This window comes from Dactylosporangium sp. NPDC000521, assembly GCF_042898305.1.
GTDB lineage: Bacteria > Actinomycetota > Actinomycetes > Mycobacteriales > Micromonosporaceae > Dactylosporangium.
Genome location: NZ_JBIAYW010000032.1, coordinates 17161 through 33544, shown reverse-complemented (window position 1 = coordinate 33544; position 16384 = coordinate 17161). Strand labels below are relative to the sequence as shown.

General features: G+C 73.6%; 13 protein-coding genes. 7 read left to right on the top strand and 6 right to left on the bottom strand.

Annotated features, from left to right (window positions below; translation table 11 throughout):
* The first annotated feature begins 186 nt into the window (after positions 1 to 186).
* Positions 187 to 1497 (top strand): helix-turn-helix domain-containing protein, encoded by a 1311-nt coding sequence (locus ACFY3L_RS49640; protein WP_389341239.1) that lies wholly within the window; start codon positions 187 to 189, stop codon positions 1495 to 1497.
* Between the two features lie 60 nt (positions 1498 to 1557).
* Complete coding sequence (locus tag ACFY3L_RS49635; RefSeq protein WP_389341236.1) at positions 1558 to 3195, top strand: hypothetical protein; 1638 nt, start codon at positions 1558 to 1560, stop codon at positions 3193 to 3195.
* 110 nt (positions 3196 to 3305) lie between these two features.
* Here ACFY3L_RS49635 and ACFY3L_RS49630 read toward each other — a convergent pair whose 3' ends face one another.
* On the bottom strand, positions 3306 to 3767 hold the full coding sequence (locus ACFY3L_RS49630; RefSeq protein WP_389341233.1) for a PPOX class F420-dependent oxidoreductase: 462 nt from the start codon (positions 3765 to 3767) through the stop codon (positions 3306 to 3308).
* 59 nt (positions 3768 to 3826) lie between these two features.
* Here ACFY3L_RS49630 and ACFY3L_RS49625 point away from each other — a divergent pair, with 59 nt between their 5' ends.
* Positions 3827 to 4867, top strand: coding sequence for a suppressor of fused domain protein (locus ACFY3L_RS49625; protein ID WP_389341230.1), 1041 nt, complete (start codon positions 3827 to 3829; stop codon positions 4865 to 4867).
* A 12-nt stretch (positions 4868 to 4879) separates the two neighbouring features.
* On the opposite strand, the gene ACFY3L_RS49620 is transcribed toward ACFY3L_RS49625, so the two are convergent.
* From ACFY3L_RS49620 to ACFY3L_RS49610, 3 genes are read right to left on the bottom strand one after another with little or no spacing between them, the layout of a single operon-like run.
* Positions 4880 to 5503 (bottom strand): FMN-binding negative transcriptional regulator, encoded by a 624-nt coding sequence (locus ACFY3L_RS49620; protein WP_389341227.1) that lies wholly within the window; start codon positions 5501 to 5503, stop codon positions 4880 to 4882.
* A gap of 20 nt (positions 5504 to 5523) precedes the next feature.
* A complete protein-coding gene (locus tag ACFY3L_RS49615; protein WP_389341224.1) occupies positions 5524 to 6675 on the bottom strand; it encodes a hypothetical protein in 1152 nt (383 codons plus the stop codon).
* Positions 6672 to 7175, bottom strand: a complete 504-nt coding sequence (locus tag ACFY3L_RS49610; protein ID WP_389341221.1) for a SigE family RNA polymerase sigma factor — start codon at positions 7173 to 7175, stop codon at positions 6672 to 6674. The genes ACFY3L_RS49615 and ACFY3L_RS49610 overlap by 4 nt, the downstream gene beginning before the upstream one ends.
* Before the next feature lie 120 nt (positions 7176 to 7295).
* On the opposite strand from ACFY3L_RS49610, the gene ACFY3L_RS49605 reads away from it, so the two are divergent.
* Positions 7296 to 8252, top strand: coding sequence for an ATP-binding cassette domain-containing protein (locus ACFY3L_RS49605; RefSeq protein ID WP_389341218.1), 957 nt, complete (start codon positions 7296 to 7298; stop codon positions 8250 to 8252).
* Positions 8249 to 9061, top strand: a complete 813-nt coding sequence (locus tag ACFY3L_RS49600) for an ABC transporter permease (RefSeq protein ID WP_389341215.1) — start codon at positions 8249 to 8251, stop codon at positions 9059 to 9061. The genes ACFY3L_RS49605 and ACFY3L_RS49600 overlap by 4 nt, the downstream gene beginning before the upstream one ends.
* Here ACFY3L_RS49600 and ACFY3L_RS49595 read toward each other — a convergent pair.
* Positions 9035 to 12154: a BTAD domain-containing putative transcriptional regulator gene (locus tag ACFY3L_RS49595; RefSeq protein WP_389341212.1), complete on the bottom strand. Its 3120-nt coding sequence runs from the start codon at positions 12152 to 12154 to the stop codon at positions 9035 to 9037. The two genes, ACFY3L_RS49600 and ACFY3L_RS49595, sit on opposite strands and share 27 nt — an antisense overlap.
* 87 nt (positions 12155 to 12241) lie before the next feature.
* Entirely contained in the window at positions 12242 to 14272 is a 2031-nt protein-coding gene (locus tag ACFY3L_RS49590; protein ID WP_389341209.1) for a fibronectin type III domain-containing protein, read from the bottom strand.
* Positions 14273 to 14701: 429 nt separating this feature from the next.
* Here ACFY3L_RS49590 and ACFY3L_RS49585 point away from each other — a divergent pair, with 429 nt between their 5' ends.
* Entirely contained in the window at positions 14702 to 15094 is a 393-nt protein-coding gene (locus ACFY3L_RS49585) for a YciI family protein (protein WP_389341206.1), read from the top strand.
* A complete protein-coding gene (locus tag ACFY3L_RS49580; protein WP_389341203.1) occupies positions 15091 to 16305 on the top strand; it encodes an RNA polymerase sigma factor in 1215 nt (404 codons plus the stop codon). The genes ACFY3L_RS49585 and ACFY3L_RS49580 overlap by 4 nt, the downstream gene beginning before the upstream one ends.
* Positions 16306 to 16384 lie beyond the last annotated feature (79 nt).

Below are 16384 nucleotides of genomic sequence, written 5' to 3'. Positions count from 1 at the left end.
GCAGCGTTGGGGGTGCTTGGCGGTGGTGTCCGGCATCGGGACGGGGGAGGCTCCCGGCACCCCGATGCCGGAGATTGTGGGATGTGCGCAACTGGCTTGTTAACTCCAGTTACCGTCGTTGTTGCGTGAACGCTAGGACGCGCACAGGCGGCTGTCAATACACAGTTGATGTGGGAAGGTGACGCGGTGACGGAGGACGAGTCGCTCGGCGCGCGGATCAGGCGGTTGCGCCTCGAACGCGGGCTCACCCAGCGGGAGGTGGCGGAGCCGCGGTACACCCGCGCGTTCCTGGCCGCGATCGAGGGCGGCGTCCGCGTGCCGAACACCGAGACGCTCGCCCACATCGCGGGCGCGCTCGGTGTCGACGCCGACGACCTGCGCCACGGCCGCCCGGCGGACCTCGCCGGCACCCTCTCCGGCGTGCTCGTCGAAGCCCGCCGGGAGCTGTCCCGCGGTCGCACGGCCGAGGCGGCGGCGAAGGCCGACGAGGTCGCCGAGCTCGCGCGCCGGTACGCGCTGCCGGAGCTCCGGTGCCGCGCGGTCCACCTCGCCGGGGACGTCGCGCTGCACCGCGGCGACGTGGGTGCGGCGATCCAGCGGTACACCAGCGCGAAATCCCTGCTGGAGCAGCATGACGTCACGCTGCGTGCCGCGGTGGTCGCGCGGGAGGCCTACTGCCTGCAGATCACCGGTGCCACCGGCGAGGCGATCACGCTGCTCGAGGCCGAGCTGCGCGCCGTCCGTGCCGCGGCCGACCCCGATCCCGACGCGCAGGTCCGGTTGACGAGCGCGCTGGTGTACACGTTCCTGGAGCTGGACTGGCGGGAGCGGGCCCGCCGGCTGGAGCGGGAGGCGCTGCCGCTGCTGCCGCGGGTGCGCAACCGCGAGTGGCTCGCGCAGTTCAGCGTCACCGTCGCCCAGCTGCGCCGCGACCACGACCTCGCCGACACCGAGCGCCTGCTGGGCGAGGCGCTCGCGATCTACACCTCGCTCGGGCTCACCCGCGAGATCGGCATCTGCCAATGGGCGCACGGGTACGTGCTGCGCCGCGTCGGGCGGGTCGGCGAGGCCGCGGACCGCTTCGAGCAGGCCAGGGCGATCCTGCGCGAGGTCGGCGCCGTGCAGGACCTGGCCGGCGCGACCCTGGAGCTCGCGGAGGCCCGCCGGCTCGACGGCGACCTGGACGAGGCCGAGCGGCTCGCGGCCGAGGCCGCCGACATCTGCCGCCGCACCCTCCACCAGGAGTGCATGGCCGAGGCCGACCGCATCCTCGGCCGGATCGCGGGCGCCCGCTCCCCGGGGTCCCCGGTTGCGGACCAGCTGCTCAGTGCCGCCGCTGATCGTTACGAAGAGTCAGGGCTCGTTGCCGAACTTGTGACGACGAGCAGGTTGCTGGGCGAGCAGCGGCGGGCCGGGGGTAACGTCGAAGGCGCGGCGGAGAGCTTCCGGCGGGGGCTTCTCGCCGCGGCCCGCCTGCCTGAGGGCGGGTCGCTGTGAGTGGCGTTGTGTTCGAGGGCGGGTCGCTGTGAGCGGCGTTGTGTTCGAGGGCGGGTCGCTGTGACCGGCGTCGGTGAGCGGATTCAGGCGCTGCGCACCGGCAAAGGGCTGACGCAGCGCGACCTCGCCGAGCCCAACTACACCGCCGCCTATGTCTCATCCGTCGAAAACGGTCACCGCGTCCCGTCCAGCGACGCGCTCGCACACTTCGCCGCCCGTCTCCGCGTCGACGTCACGCAGCTCACCACCGGCCGCCACCCCGGCGACGCGCTGTCCATCGAGATCGATCTGCTTGAGGAGGTGCGGCCCCCGCTCTGGTACGAGCAGCTCGCCACCGACCCGACCGAGCCCGACACTCGCAGGGCGGCGGCGGAGGTCGTACTCGGCAGGCGTCGCCTGGCGGCCGGCGCGCCCGATGACGCCGTCGCGCACTTCGAGCGGGCCCGGCGGCTCGTCCCGCCGACGCTGGCCCATCTGCGGACTCCCGCGGTGGCCGGGCTCGCGCTGTGCGCACGGCTGCAGGGGGATCCGGGCTATGCCGCGTACCTGCTGACGGGCTTCCGCGACGAGCTGCACCGCTCCGGGCTGCCGGATCCGGCGTCGGTGCTGGCGGTGCACGCGCTGCTCGCGCTGTGCCAGCACGACCTGGGCGAGGACGCGGCACCGGCGGCGTCGATCGCGCTCGCACTGGCCGGCCCGGGCGCTGAAGCGGTGCCCGCGTTCCTGGCGACGGCCCGGACCCTGGCGGCGTCGAGCCATCTGCCTGAGGCGCGGGCGGCGCTGGCCGCGGCCGGGGCGGCGGTGCTGGAGTCGTGGCTGGCGGACGAGATCGCGGGCGCGTTCCGCATCCGCGCGCGGGCGCGGCTGTCGGCGGGCGATCTGGCGGGCGCGCTGGCCGACCTGACGGCGGCGCGGCAGCGGTCGACTGGGCCGGCGGCGCTGGACGCACTGGTGGATCTGGCCGAGGTGCACCGGGCACTGGGCGATCCGGCGACGGCCCGCGCCCTGCTGTCGGCAGCGGATCCTGTGCTCGTGCCGGAAGCGGATCCTCTGATCGCTTCCAGCACAGGCACTTCCGGCAACACTCGCAGCAGCACCGATCGGGGCGGCCTCGACGGGAGCGACGACGAAGGGCGCAGCGCGGACCGGATCAGCGGCAGCCAGGGCAGCGCGGACCGAATCAGCGGTGACCGGGGCGGCGACGGTGGGGGCAGCGGCGTGGCGGGCAGCGCGGATGACGGCAGCGGCGACCGGCGCAGCCCCGGCCAGAGCGGCCCCGGCCAGAGCGGCACCGGCCAGAGCGGCACCGGCCAGAGCGGCACCGGCCAAGGCAAAATCGGCCAAGGCACCGGGGATGACGACGGTGGCGGCAGGAGCAGGAGCGACCACGGCGACGCCAACGCCGGTCTCGAAGGGCCGCGTCATGACCACGCCGGTGGTGGCGGGTCGGTGGTCGAGGTGCGCCGGGCTCGTGCGCACCGGGTCCATGCCCTGCTCAGCCAGGACGCCGGCGATCTGGAGGCCGCCGAGCGGCATCTCCGCGCCGCGATCGCCATCCATCGCAGGACCGGGCCGCGGCGGGAGCTCGCCCAGCTCTCCCTCGACCTCGCCGACCTGCTGACCGCGATGCGCCGGCCCCAGGACGCCCTGACCGTGCTCGCCGACGGACTCACCGCCGTCGACACCCACACCGGATGACCACGCGGCCGCGACAAGCACGCAAACCGCGACAAGCACGCAAGCCGCGACAAGCACGCAGGCCGCGGCAAGTCAGGCGGGCCGCGCACGTCAGGCGGGCTGGGACAAAGTCAGGCCAGCCGCGCGGGGAACCCACCCGTCGCGATCGGCCCCCACGACTCGATCGTGATGCGCAGCAGCGACTTGCCCTGCTGGCGCATCGCTTCCCGGTACTCGTCCCAGTCGGGATGCTCGCCGGAGATGCACCGGAAGTACTCGACCAGCGGCTCCAGCGCCTCCGGCAGGTCCAGCACCTCGGCGACCCCGTCGACCTGGACCCAGGGGCCGTTCCACTCGTCGGAGAGCACGACGACCGAGACGCGGCTGTCGCGGCGGGCGTTGCGGACCTTGGCGCGCTCCGGATACGTCGAGACGACGATCCGCCCCTCCGCGTCGACACCGCTGGTGACCGGTGAGGCCTGCGGCCGCCCGTCCGCGCGAGCGGTGATGATCAATGCCCGGTGCCGGGTGCGGAGAAACTCGATCAGTCCGGAGCGGTCGACGTCGGTGTTCGTCGCGATGGTACGAGCCATGCCTCAACCCTAATCGCACCAAGGGTTGAAGGATTCTCGAACTGTGGTTAGGTCGGCTGGTGACCTCCGACGCACCTGGCTGGGACGCCATCGACGCCGCGCTCGACCGCCTCTACCCCGGCATCGAGCCCAAGCACTACGCCACGCTGCTGAAATGGTCGCTCGGCGGCCCGGATCCGCTGGACGGAATCAGTTTCTACGCCCGCGACACGCCGGTCCCGCACTGGCACATCGTCAGCTACGGCATGAGCGAGCTGTACTCGGCGCCGAACCCGGACGCGGAGTGGTCCGGCTGGGGCTATGAGTTCACGTTCCGGGTGCGTCGTCAGCCGGGCGACACCGAGCCGCCCGTCTGGGCCGCCAACTTCCTCCAGAATCTCGCCCGCTACAACTTCAGCAGCGGCAACGGTTTCGCGCCCAACCATCAGATGGACCTCAACGGGCCGATCGCGCTGGAGTACCAGACACCGATCCGCGCCATCTCCTTCGTCGAGGATCCGGAGCTCGGCGTCATCGACACCCCGTTCGGCAGAGTGCGGTTCCTGCAGGTGTTCGGCCTGACCCTGAGCGAATACGCGGCGACCCAGACCTGGAGCACCGAGGCCGTGCTCAAGCTCGCCGCGGGATACGCGCCGCTGTTCATCACCGATCTGGGCCGCACCTCGTTCACCGACATCCCCGCGTTCGCCGAGAGGGTCGCCGCCGGCCGCCGCCGCGACGGCTCCTCCACGAGCAGCCTGGCCGTCGCCGAGTTCGCCTGGCTGCCCGACGGCGACGGGTACCGTCTCGTCGTCGGCGCCCACGCGGTCGAGCGCATCGCCGCCATCCTCCGCGGCCGGCTGCGATTCGGCCGGACCCTCGTCGTCGACGGCCCCGACAGCAGCGTCGAGTTCTCGTCCGGCAGTTACGGCCTCGGCACCAACAGCGACGGCACCCTCTTGCGGATCGTCCTGACGGATGAGGCCCTCGACCACCTGACCGGCGTCCTCGTCCCCTTGGCCGGCGCGTCCCCCGTGCCCGAGGCCCCCGGCCTCATCGTCGACGTCCGCCCCACCCTCATCCGCGACAGCGACGGCAACGTCGTGGAGCGCATCGGCTGATCGCCGCCCGCCTCAGTCGCGCTCGTCAGGGTCGGCCATCGCGGCGGCCACCTGGCGTTCGGATTCGGTGCCGGTGGCGAGGGAGGCGCGGACGCCGGCGATGTCGGCCGGTGAACGGTTCTGGCTGAGCTTCCACTTGGCTTCGATGCGGGTGATGGCGACCTCGATGCCGACGATGGCGCGGAGCTGGCCTTCGATGAAGGGGCGCGGGGCGTCGTCGACCGACCAGGGGGACGGGCGGGCGGACTCGTGGCGGGTGGTGAGGCGGCGGACCAGGTCCTCGGTCCAGGCGGGGTCGTCGTGGGCGATGAGCGTGCCGTAGACGTGGGCGGTGATGTAGTTCCAGGTCGGCACCACCCGGCCGTGTTCGTGCTTCGTCGCGTAGGCCGAGGGTGAGACGTACGCGTCCGGGCCGCGGACGATGACCAGCGCCTCGGTGCCCGCGTGCTGCCACTGGGTGTTGTTGCGGGCCACGTGCCCGAGCAGGGCGCCGGCGCCGGGGTCGAACAGCAGCGGCAGGGTGGTCGCCACCATGTGCCGGCCGTCCCATGTGACCAGGTCGCTCGCGCCCTGCCGGGACAGCAGCTCGTGGACGGCCGCCTCGGACGGGGCGGCGAATTGCGAAGGCACGTACATGGGTCCAAGCCTAGATACCCTCAGCAGCCCCGCCAGATCACCGGTGCGGGGAGGCCGCCGGCGGTGGCGCTCCAGCCGGCGACCGTGTGACCGTCGCCGATGACGGTCGCGGCCGCGCCGCGGGTGCCGCCGGTGAGCATCGGCAGGGGGACCGCCACGCCGTCCCGCCAGAGCCCCGGCTCGTCCTTGCCGACGCGGCCGGCCAGCGTGCCGTCGGTGAACACCGACGCGGGCGCCACCCGGAACCCGTGGTCGAGCGCGCCGGTGCGCAGGTTCCAGCGCACGACGACGGTCCGGGCGGTGAGCTCCGCCTTGCCGTCCTCGCCGCCGCGGCTGGTGGAGGCGGTGCCGATCGCCCAGTCGCCGGTGAGCGCCTGGCCCTCGCCGCCGCGGTAGCCGGACGGCAGCGGGAGGGCGCTGCCACTGCCGGTCGCGGCCCAGCGGTACGGGTGCTCGCGGCTGCCGATGGTGCCGACCACCGTGCCGTCGTCGGCGATGCCGGCGGCGTAGGTGTCCTTGCCGCCCGCCTGCAGCAGCCTGGGCTTCCCCTGGCCGGCGGGCCAGACGACGGCGCGGGCGGACGGGTCCGGGGAGCCCGGGAAGTACGCGATGCCGGCGATCTCGCCGCGGGCGTTGACGGCGACGACGTCGGTGGTCGCCGCGCCGTCCGGGGCAGGCAGGTCGACCACGGCGCCGCCGCGGATGACGGCGGCGCGGCGGGCCTCCAGCAGGCCGCGGGTGCCGGCGACGAGCCCGGACGCGTTCACGGCGGTCGCGCGGAAGCCCGTCGGCAGCAGGCCGGGGGTGCCGTCGGTCCACAGGATCGTCACGGCGGGGGCCATGTCGTCGTCGGGGAAAGGGGTGCCGATGACGTACCGGCCGGTCGGGTCCGCCGTGCTGACGGAGCCGCCGGTGACGCCGACGGGCAGGGGCAGGGGCTGCACGACGCAGCCGTCGGGCGCGGCTCCCGTGATCGCCGGCACGGGCGGCCGGGCCACCGACGGCCGCATGACCACGGCGACGGCCGCCACCAGTACAAGAGCGGAAACCGCGGACAGCGCGGCCACCCGGCGCCGGTGGGAGCGGCGGGCACGGACCAGGACGTCCTCGGCGCACAGGCGCGAGGCGCTGGAGGTCCGCCTGGCGTAGTCGCGAAGCTGCTCGTCGATCATGACGCGCTCCAGGTGGTCGAGGGGATCGCGCGGCGCAGGGCGGCCAGCGCGTAGGCGGTGCGGCTCTTGACCGTGCCTTCGGAGCGGCCGATCAGCTGGGCGACCTCGGCGACCGGCAGGTCGCACAGGAACCGCAGGACGACGACGACCCGCTGGCGCTCCGGGAGGCGGTCGAGGGCCTGCCGGATCAGCAGCCGCTCGTCGACCCGCCCCTCGCCGCCGGCCACCGGGCCGTCGGGGGTGGTGTCCCGCAGCAGGACCCGCGACCAGGGGCGCCGCCGGTCGGCGAGGCACGCCCGGACGACCATGGTGTGCACGTACGCGTCGAGGTTCGACACGTCCGAGACGCGGTTCCAGCGGCGGTACAGCACCGTGAGCGCGTTCTGCACGGCGTCGTCGGCCCGGTCCCGGTCGCCGAGGATCAGGTAGGCGACGTGGTGCAGCCTCGGGATCCGTGACCGGACGTACTCGACGTACTCGTGTTCCTGCTCGGCGCGCAACGGTGACCTCCACAGCAGACCGGCGTTCACAGTGAAGATGCACGGCGGGCGGCACGGGGTTCAAAAGTCGTGTCGGCGCCGTGCCGGTCCCGTGTCAGCGGGCCCGCGCAGGGTAGCGGCATGACGGATCTGATGGTCGAGGCCGAGGGCCTCGTCAAGCGGTTCGGGGAGACGAGGGCGCTGCAGGGCGTCGACCTCGCCGTCCCCCGGGGCACCGTGCACGGCGTGCTCGGCCCCAACGGCGCGGGCAAGACCACCGCCGTGCGCATCCTGTCGACGCTGCTGCGTCCGGACGCCGGCAGCGCCCGGATCGGCGGCGCCGACGTCGTCCGCGACGCCCAGCGGGTGCGGTCGAGGATCGGGCTGACCGGCCAGTACGCGAGCGTCGACGAGGACCTGACCGGCCGGCAGAACCTGGTGCTGTTCGGCACGCTGCTGGACCTGCGCAAGCGGGCGGCGAAGGAGCGGGCCGCGGAGCTGCTGGAGTGGTTCGACCTGACCGAGGCGGCGGACCGGCCCGCGAGGACCTACTCGGGCGGCATGCGGAGAAGGCTCGACCTGGCCGCCAGCCTCGTCGGCCGGCCGGACGTGATCTTCCTGGACGAGCCGACGACCGGCCTGGACCCGTCGAAGCGCGAGGACATGTGGGGCGTCGTGCGCACCCTGGTCCGCGAGGGCTCGACGGTGCTGCTGACCACGCAGTACCTGGAGGAGGCCGAGGCCCTGGCGGACGAGATCACCGTCATCGACCACGGCCGGGTCATCGCCAACGACACGCCGGACCGGCTCAAGCGGATCGTCGGCGGGCAGACCCTCGAGGTGCGCCCCACGGACCCGGCCGACCTGGAGAAGACCGGGCTGATCCTGGCCGCGGTCGCCGCCAACCAGCAGGCCGCGGAGCAGACCCGCAAGGGCGTGCTGTCGGTGCCGGTCAGCGGCGACGAGGCGCTCACCGAGGCCGTCGCCCGGCTCGCCACGGCGGGGATCGCCGTCACCGAGCTCTCGATGCGCCTGCCCAGCCTCGACGAGGTCTTCTTCACCCTGACCGGCAAGCCCAAGGAAGAGGTCGCAGCATGACCGCCGTCACCGTCCTGCCGGAGCGCAAGAGCCTCCCAGCGCACAAGAGCCCGTTCCGGGGCGTACGCCATGCGCTGGAGCTCACGAAACGCAGCCTGATCAAGACCTGGCGGACCCCGGAGGCGCTGATCGACGTCACGGTCCAGCCCGCCCTGTTCATGGTCATCTTCGTGTACATCTTCGGTGGCGCGGTCGCCGGCGGCACGTACCAGTACCTGCAGTTCCTCATGCCGGGCATCCTGGCCCAGACCATCGCGATGGGCGCCATCTCGATCGGCGTCAACCTCAACAGCGATCTGGAGAAGGGCATCTTCGACCGGTTCCGGTCGCTGCCGATCGCCCGTTCCGCGCCGCTCATCGGCGCCGTGCTGGGCGACGTCGTCCGGTACGTCATCGTGAACATCTCGACGTTCGCGTTCGCCTACCTGATGGGCTTCCGGATTCACGCCAGTCCGCTGCACGCGGTCGCCGGCAGCCTGCTCGCGGTGCTGTTCGGCCTGTGCCTGAGCTGGGCGCTGGTCTTCGTCGCCATGCTGGTGCGCACGTCCGGCGCGGTGCAGGGCGTCGGTTTCCTGGTGATCATGCCGCTGACGTTCGCGTCGAACGTCTTCGTCGGCGTGGCGACGCTGCCCGGCTGGATGCAGGGGTTCGTGAAGGTCAACCCGCTGACGCACCTGGTCGAGTCGATGCGGGCGCTGTTCCTCGGCACCCCGGTCGGCGACCACGTGTGGTGGACGCTCGGCTGGTGCGCCGCCTTCGTCGCGGTGTTCATGCCGCTCGCGCTAGTGGCCTACCGCAAGAAGGTCTGACATGAGCGCGCGGATGCGGTCGGTGGCCTCGGTCACCGGCCGCTCGTGCCATCTCCAGGTGTCCTCGACGGCGCCCACGGCGGGTCCGCCGTCGGGGAACAGGTGCTCCGGGTTGCCGCCGACGCGCAGCCCGAGCGCCCACAGCTCACCGGACAGGCCGGCGGACCGGACACCGGCCAGCGCCGCCCCCGCGAGGGCCCAGGCCCCCAGGATCGGCACGTCGTGCGTGGACAGCGCCTCGTCCCACGCCAGCAGCAGCAGCTCGGCGGCCCGATCGGCGTCCTCCAGCCGCAGCCACAGGACGGCCACGGCGCTGCGGTACAGCACCCGCAGCTGCGGGACGCCCACCTCGATCGAGTCGATGACGGCCAGGACCCGCGTCATGTGCGCCCGCGCCGTGGAAGGGTCGCCGTGCGCCATCGCCAGCTGGGCGAGCACCAGTGACGCCAGCCCGGCGTCGTGCCGTCGGCTGTCGGTCGAGCCGGCCACCGCCCTGAGCCGCTCCGCCGCGGCCGCGTCGCCGCCGAACGCCGACCGCGCGTCGAGCATCACCCGGATCGAGCCGAGGTCGTCGCTGGCGCCGAGCAGGTCCATGTGCCGTTCGCTGCGCCGCAGCCACTCGTGCGCGCCCGGGCCGCCGCGGGCGCCGATGCTCTGCGCGGCGGTGCCCATCCCCCAGTGGTCGCCGACCTCCTCGAAGCACCGGTACGCGTTGGTCGCGTCGGCGACGGACTCGGCGAGCGCGCCCAGGTTCTCGTTGAGGGTGGCCCGGAAGTAGTAGCCGAAGCCGCGCACGTACGGGTCGGGGTCGGCGATGAGCGCGGTCGCGCCGGACCCCTGGTCGACGTCCGGCGTGGCGAGCCGCCGCACCATCGAGGCGAGCGTCCACGCCCGGTCCGAGATCTCCGCGCGCCGCGTGCTCAGGGCGCGCAGCGTCCGCAGCACCAGCGCGAAGAGGCGGGGGGTCTCCCGGACGAACGCGTTGAGCCCGGTGAACAGGCACAGCCAGGTGGCCCGCTCAACGTCCACCCGCTCCGGCGCGGAAGCGTCCACCCGTGCCGGCGCGGAAGCGTCCACCCGTGCCGGCGCGGAAGCGTCCGCCAGCGCCAGCGTGAAGCGGCGCCGGGCCGGCGGGTCGTCGGCCCGGAACACCCGCAGGGTCCACTCGACGACCTCCGCGTGCAGGCCGCGGACCGTCCACAGCTGGGCGAGGGGCAGCATCACGTCGACGGCCGCGGCGTCGTCCTCGCGCTCCAGCGCCCAGCGCAGCGCCGTGACGAGGTTGTCCTGCTCGGCCGAGCAGCGCCGGAGCGCCGCCAGCTGCGCCGGGGACACGAACTGCGCGGCGAGCCCGGCGGACTCGGCCGCCGCCCACCGGACCAGGCCCGCCATCGCCGCGTCGCGGGTGCCGGCGCCGGCGAGGCGCACCTCGCCGTATTCGCGGACCGTCTCCAGCATGCGGTACCGCGATGCACCGTCCTCGCCGGTGTCCAGGACCAGCAGCGACTGCTCGACCAGCGTCGCCAGCCCCCGGCGGACGTCCCGCGCGCCGGCCACGGCGCCCGCCAGGGCGGCGGTGAACGGCGCCGGGATCACCGCCAGCCGCTCCAGCAGCTCCCGGTCGGCGCCGCCGAGCAGCTCGCGGCTCCAGTCGACCAGCGCCCACAGGCTCGCGTGCCGGTCGGGCAGGCCGCGCAGCGCGGCGTCGAGCAGCCCGAAGCGGTCGGCGAGGCCGGCGAGGACGTCGTCGATCGGCATGTGCCGCAGCCGGGCCGCGGCGAGCTCCAGCGCGAGCGGCAGGTTGTCGAGCCGGTGGCACAGCTCCAGGGCCCGCTCCGGGTCGGCCGGCACGCCGCCACCGGCCCGGACCCGCGCGTCGAGGAGGTCGAGCGCGGCGCCGTCCGCCAGGGTGCCGAGCCGGTGCACGACCTCGCCGGGCAGGCTCAGCGGCGCCCGGCTGGTCGCGAGCACGGCGAGCTCCGGCGCCTCGGCCACCGCCGTCAGCTCCGCGGCGGCCCCGGCCGCACCGTCCAGGACGTGTTCGCAGTTGTCGAGAACCACAAGACCGTGCAGGTCCTGTACGGCCAGCCGAAGCCGCTCCCGCGAGCCCAGCCCCCGCCACTCCGCCTTGCCGGTGGCGTGATCCGCCGCACCGACCGCGGCGAGGACGGCGGGCAGGACGTCCGCGTCGGTGCGCAGGGCGGCCAGCTCCACCACGTGGACGGCCCGCCCTTCGGTCACGGCCCGCCGGGCGATCTCAGCGGCGAGCCGGGTCTTGCCGGCCCCACCGGCGGCGACCACGGTCACCAGCGGCGCGGACGCCAGGGCCGCGCGCACGGCGGTCACGTCGCCGTCGCGCCCGACCAGGGGCGTCACCGCCCGCCGCCAGCCCGCCGGCAGCGCCGTCCTCGGCTCCGGCCGCGGGGCGAGCTCCCCTCGGAGCAGCGCCACGTGCACCGACGCGACCGCCGCGGACAGGTCGGCGCCGTAGTCGTCGGCGAGGGCGGTGCGCAGGCGCTCCACGACGTCGAGGGCCTCGGCGTCCCGGCCCTGGGCGGCGAGCACCCGCACCAGCAGCACCGCCGACGGCTCGTGCGGCGGCTGGTGCGCGACGAGGCGGCGCAGGTCGGTCTCGTCCGCGGGCACGCCGGCGGCGAGGGCGGCCTCCGCGGCGAGCCCGGCGACGTCGGCGAGGAGCGCGGTCGAGCGTTCCGGAACCTCCGGGAACAGCGCCCGCGCCGCACGGGCCGCCTCGCTCGCCCGCTCGTGGTCGCCGGCGTCCAGCGCGCTCCGGCCGCGGTCCAGCAGCGACTTGGCGACGACGGCGTCGATCTCCACGGCGCCCGCGGGCAGGAGATACCCGCCGGCGGCCGCGGCGATCGGCAGCCCCAGCCGCCGGGCCCGGGAGATCAGCGCCTGCACCGCGCCGGGCGCGTCGTCGGGCGGGCCGGCGTCCCAGACGGTGTCGACGAGCGCGCCGACGGACACCGCCCGGCCGCGCGCCTCGACCAGCGCCCGCACCACCGCCGCCAGCCGTGCGCCCTTCACCGGCCGGCCGTCGACGGCCAGCTCCCCCAGCGTCGTGACGCGCATGGCTCGATCATGCCGGGGGTGCGGGCAGACGAACGCCCCGGGGGAGGGCCCCGGGGCGTTCGCCGCTAGGTGTTGCCGGCCCGCGTCTTAGACGTGGGTCCACCAGTTCCAGGTGCCGGAGTTCGGCGCGGACTGGACACGGTGCCAGACCTTGCCGTCACCGCCGACGACGAAGACCTCCATGACCCCGTCGGCCCTGGTGAAGGCGGTCGGGTTGCTGAAGATCAGGCCGCTGAGGTTGGTCCAGCCGGACCACTGGCTCGGGTCGGCGGCGTCGAGCTGCGTGTTCGAGTACAGGTTGTCGTCCGTACCCCGGATGAACACCGCGACGGTGCCGTCGGCGTTCTGCGCGGTCTCGATGTCACTCGCGTACATCCAGGTGCCGAGGCGGGTCCACCAGGCGAACGAGCCGTCGCCGTTCTGCAGCCGGGACCAGATCGCGTGGTCGCCGCCGATGGCGAAGACCGTGATCCGGCCGTTGGCGTTCTTGACCGCGACCGGGTCGCTGAAGATCAGGCCGCTGAGGTTGGTCCACGCACCCCAGGTGCCGTCGGCGGCCTGGACGGCGGTGTAGAGGTTGTTGTCGCCGCCACGGGCGAACATCTGCGTCAGGCCATCGCTGTTGGTGATGATCGGGCCGCGCATGGCACCGGCGGTGCCGGGAGCGGCGGCCTTGGTGGTGATCGTGGTGGAGGCCGCGGTGCTGTAGGCCGTCGCGCTGGCGTAGGCGACGACGGTGACGTCGTACGCGGTGCCGGCCGCCAGGCCGTTGATCGTGCAGGTGACCGCCGGGGCGACCGCGGTGCAGCTCAGGGTGCTGGCGCTGGCCGGGCCGGGCGCGGACGGGGTGGCGGTCGCGACGTAGTACACGACGTCGGCGCCACCGACGGGAGCGGCCGCGGTCCAGGCGATCGTCGCCGAGGTGTCGGAGACGTCATCGTCGGCCGGCGGGGTGACGACCGGCGGGGCCGGCTTCGGCACCACGGCCGGGGTGACCGTCGTGGGAGTGGAGGCGGCGCCGGTCGATGCCGTGCCGTTGGCGTTGATCGCCGTGACGCCCGTGGTGTAGGCGGTCCCGTTCGCCAGACCGGTGATCTTGCAGGTCAGCTTGTCGGTGATGCAGAACTTGACGACGCCGGCGGCGACCGCGGCCGCCCGGTACTTGGTGACGGCGGAGCCGGACGTGGGAGCGACCCAGCTCAGCGTGGCCTCGCCCTCGCCACCGGTCACGGTGACGTCAGTGGGGTTGTTCACCGTGCCCAGGATGTAGATGGGGCCGGAGTCCCCGGTTTCCGAGCTGAGCCCGTTCTTGGTGGCGGTCACCTTGAACTCGTACTCGAAGCCGGGCGCGACCGGGGTGCCACCACAGGTCGTCGCCATCGATCCGGCGGTGACGGGGCACGTGATGCCGGGAACGGCGACGCCCTCCTTGAACGCCTCGACTGTGTAGGTGACGCCCGCCGTCGGCGAAGCACCCCACGACACGGTGGGCACGCCGGCGGAGGTGGTGGCGGCGACCACGTCGACCGGCGCCTCGGGGCCGATGCCCGGCGCGACACCGATGCTGGCGCTGCTGGCCGCGGAGTTCGGGACCGAGTTGGCGCCGTTCGTCACGACCTTGAACGTGTACTCCGTGCCGTCGGTCAGGCCGGAGATCTTGCAGCTGTTGCTCAGCGCGTTGGTCGAGCTCGTGCACGTCTTGCCCGTCGTGACCCCACCGAGGTAGGCCGTCGCGGTGTAGTTGGCGACGGTGGACAGGGCGTTCGCCGCGCCGGTCCACACCACTTCGACCTCACCGGTCTTGCCCGTGGCGACCGGGGTGCCGATGGTGGGCGGGGCCAGCACGGGCGTCGTCACACCGGTCGCGGTGACGTCGGCGAGGCCCGTGGCACCCTGCGGGTCGACGGTGATCGTGTACGCCGTGCCGGCGATCAGACCCGTCAGCGTGCAGGAACCGCCGGCCTTCGCGTTGACATTGCAGGACTGGTCGGGCGCCGAGCCGACGTCCGGGCCGTCCGCGTTGACGATGAAGGCGGGGTTCGCGGTGACGTCCGTGGCGGCCGGATCGTCCGGGGTCACCGTGACGACCAGCGTCTCGTTGGGACCCAGCGCCGACACGGCGTCGACACTGCCCAGGGGCCCGGGCGCCGCCGAGGCGGGATGCTGGGCCACCAACAGGGAGCCCGCCGTCAGTGTCAGAACAGCCGCCGAGCCGAGCAGGCCGCGTCTGGGCCCTGCCCGGCGGTCGCGCGGTTTGCTCACGTGAATCATTGCGTCCAACCCCCCGTTGCGAGGCGCCAGCTACGGTGCCGACGCGCCATCTCCTAGCAATGTAGGGCGGTGTTGTACTTTTCGGAGGAAATTAGGTAATAAGGCCCTTTGACAGGTGGCCGCTACTGTTCGTGTGCTATTGGATACGTTCAGCTCACAACTGCGAGGCGCGAGGCGACTCCTGAAAACTCCCGTGGAGGATGTAGACATCGAAGGCGGCGCTCCGACGTACCAGGCGAGCGACGGAACGGCCGTCGCAGATCGCGAGGAGGCCCGATGAAGTACGTCATCCTGATCCACTCGAACCCGCAGCCCTGGGGCCACCCGACGAGCGACTACCTCGCGGCCCACCAGGCGCTGCCCGGCGCCGTCCGCGAGCGGCTGAACGCCGAGTTCGAGCAGGTGATGACCGAGCTGCAGGCCAACGGCGAGCTGCTCGGCGGCGAGGCGCTCGGCGATCCGGCGAACGCCCGGCTGTACCGGTGGCGCGACGGCGAGCCGCTCGCCAGCGACGGGCCGTACTCGGAGGCGAAGGAGCACCTCGCCGGGTTCTTCCTGATCGACGTCGACAGCCAGGCACGGGCCGAGGCGGTCGCCGCCCGGTTCTCCGGCCCGGACGAGACGGTGGAGCTGCGGCCGATGATGTGGCCGGGCGGCGACGACCAGTGACGGGTTCGATCCTCGGCGACGTGTGGCGCCAGGAGGCGCCGCACGTCCTCGGGGCGCTGCTGCGCAAGTACGGCGACCTCGGTGACTGCGAGGAGGCGCTGCAGGACGCCGCCGAGGCGGCCGCCGCCCGGTGGCCCGTCGACGGGGTGCCCGGCTCGCCGCGGGCATGGCTGATCACCGTGGCCTCACGGCGGCTGATCGACCGGGCCCGGGCCGACTCGGCCCGGACGCGGCGCGAGACGCTGGACGCGGCCCAGCGCCCGGCCACGACGGAGGAAGGCACCGTCCAGGACCATGACGACACGCTGCGGCTGTTCTTCCTCTGCTGCCATCCGGCACTGACGCGACCGACCCAGGTCGCGCTCTGCCTGCGGTCGGTGGCCGGCCTCGGCGTGGAGCAGATCGCGGCCGCGTACCTGGTGCCGGCCCGCACGATGACGCAGCGCCTCAGCCGTGCGCGGATCGCGCTGCGCCAGGCCGGTGCGCGGTTCGTCATGCCGTCGCAGGAGGATCTGCCCGACCGGGTGGCCGCGGTCATCGACGTGTGCCACCTGGTGTTCACCGAGGGGTACACGCGGACGTCGGGCGAGGCGCTGCTCGACGTGCAGCTCGCCGAGGAGGCGATCCGGCTCGTCCGGCAGCTGCACGCCGCGCTGCCCGACCACGCCGAGGTCGCCGGTGCGCTGGCCCTCATGCTGCTCACGCACGCCCGGTCCGCCGCCCGGGTCGACGCCGACGGCGACCTCGTGCCGCTCGCCGAGCAGGACCGGCTCCGCTGGCGGCACGACCTGATCACCGAGGGCGTCGAGCTGCTGGAGCGCACCCTGCCGCGCGGGCACGTGGGCCGGTTCCAGCTGCAGGCCGCGATCGCCGCCGTCCACGCCGGGGCCGTGACCTATGAGGAGACCGACTGGCTGCAGATCAGCGTCCTCTACGACATGCTGAGCAAGGTCGCGCCGGGCCCGGCCGTGACCCTGAACCACGCCGTCGCCGTCGCCATGGCGCACGGACCCGCGGCCGGCCTCGCCATGCTCGAACCGCTGCTGGACGACCCCGCCATGCGGCGCCATCACCGGTTGTACGCCGTGCGCGGCCACCTGCTCGACCTCGACGGCGACGCCGAGGCCGCCAAGGCGCAGTACCGGATCGCCGCCCGCCTGACCGCGAGCCTGCCGGAGCAGCGCTACCTCAACCGCAAGCTGGCCCGCTGAGCGGCGCAGGGTGCCGGTGGGCGAGCGCGTGCGACGGCGGTAACGGATGTGCGCGGCCGCCCCGCCGGACAGTAGGCTT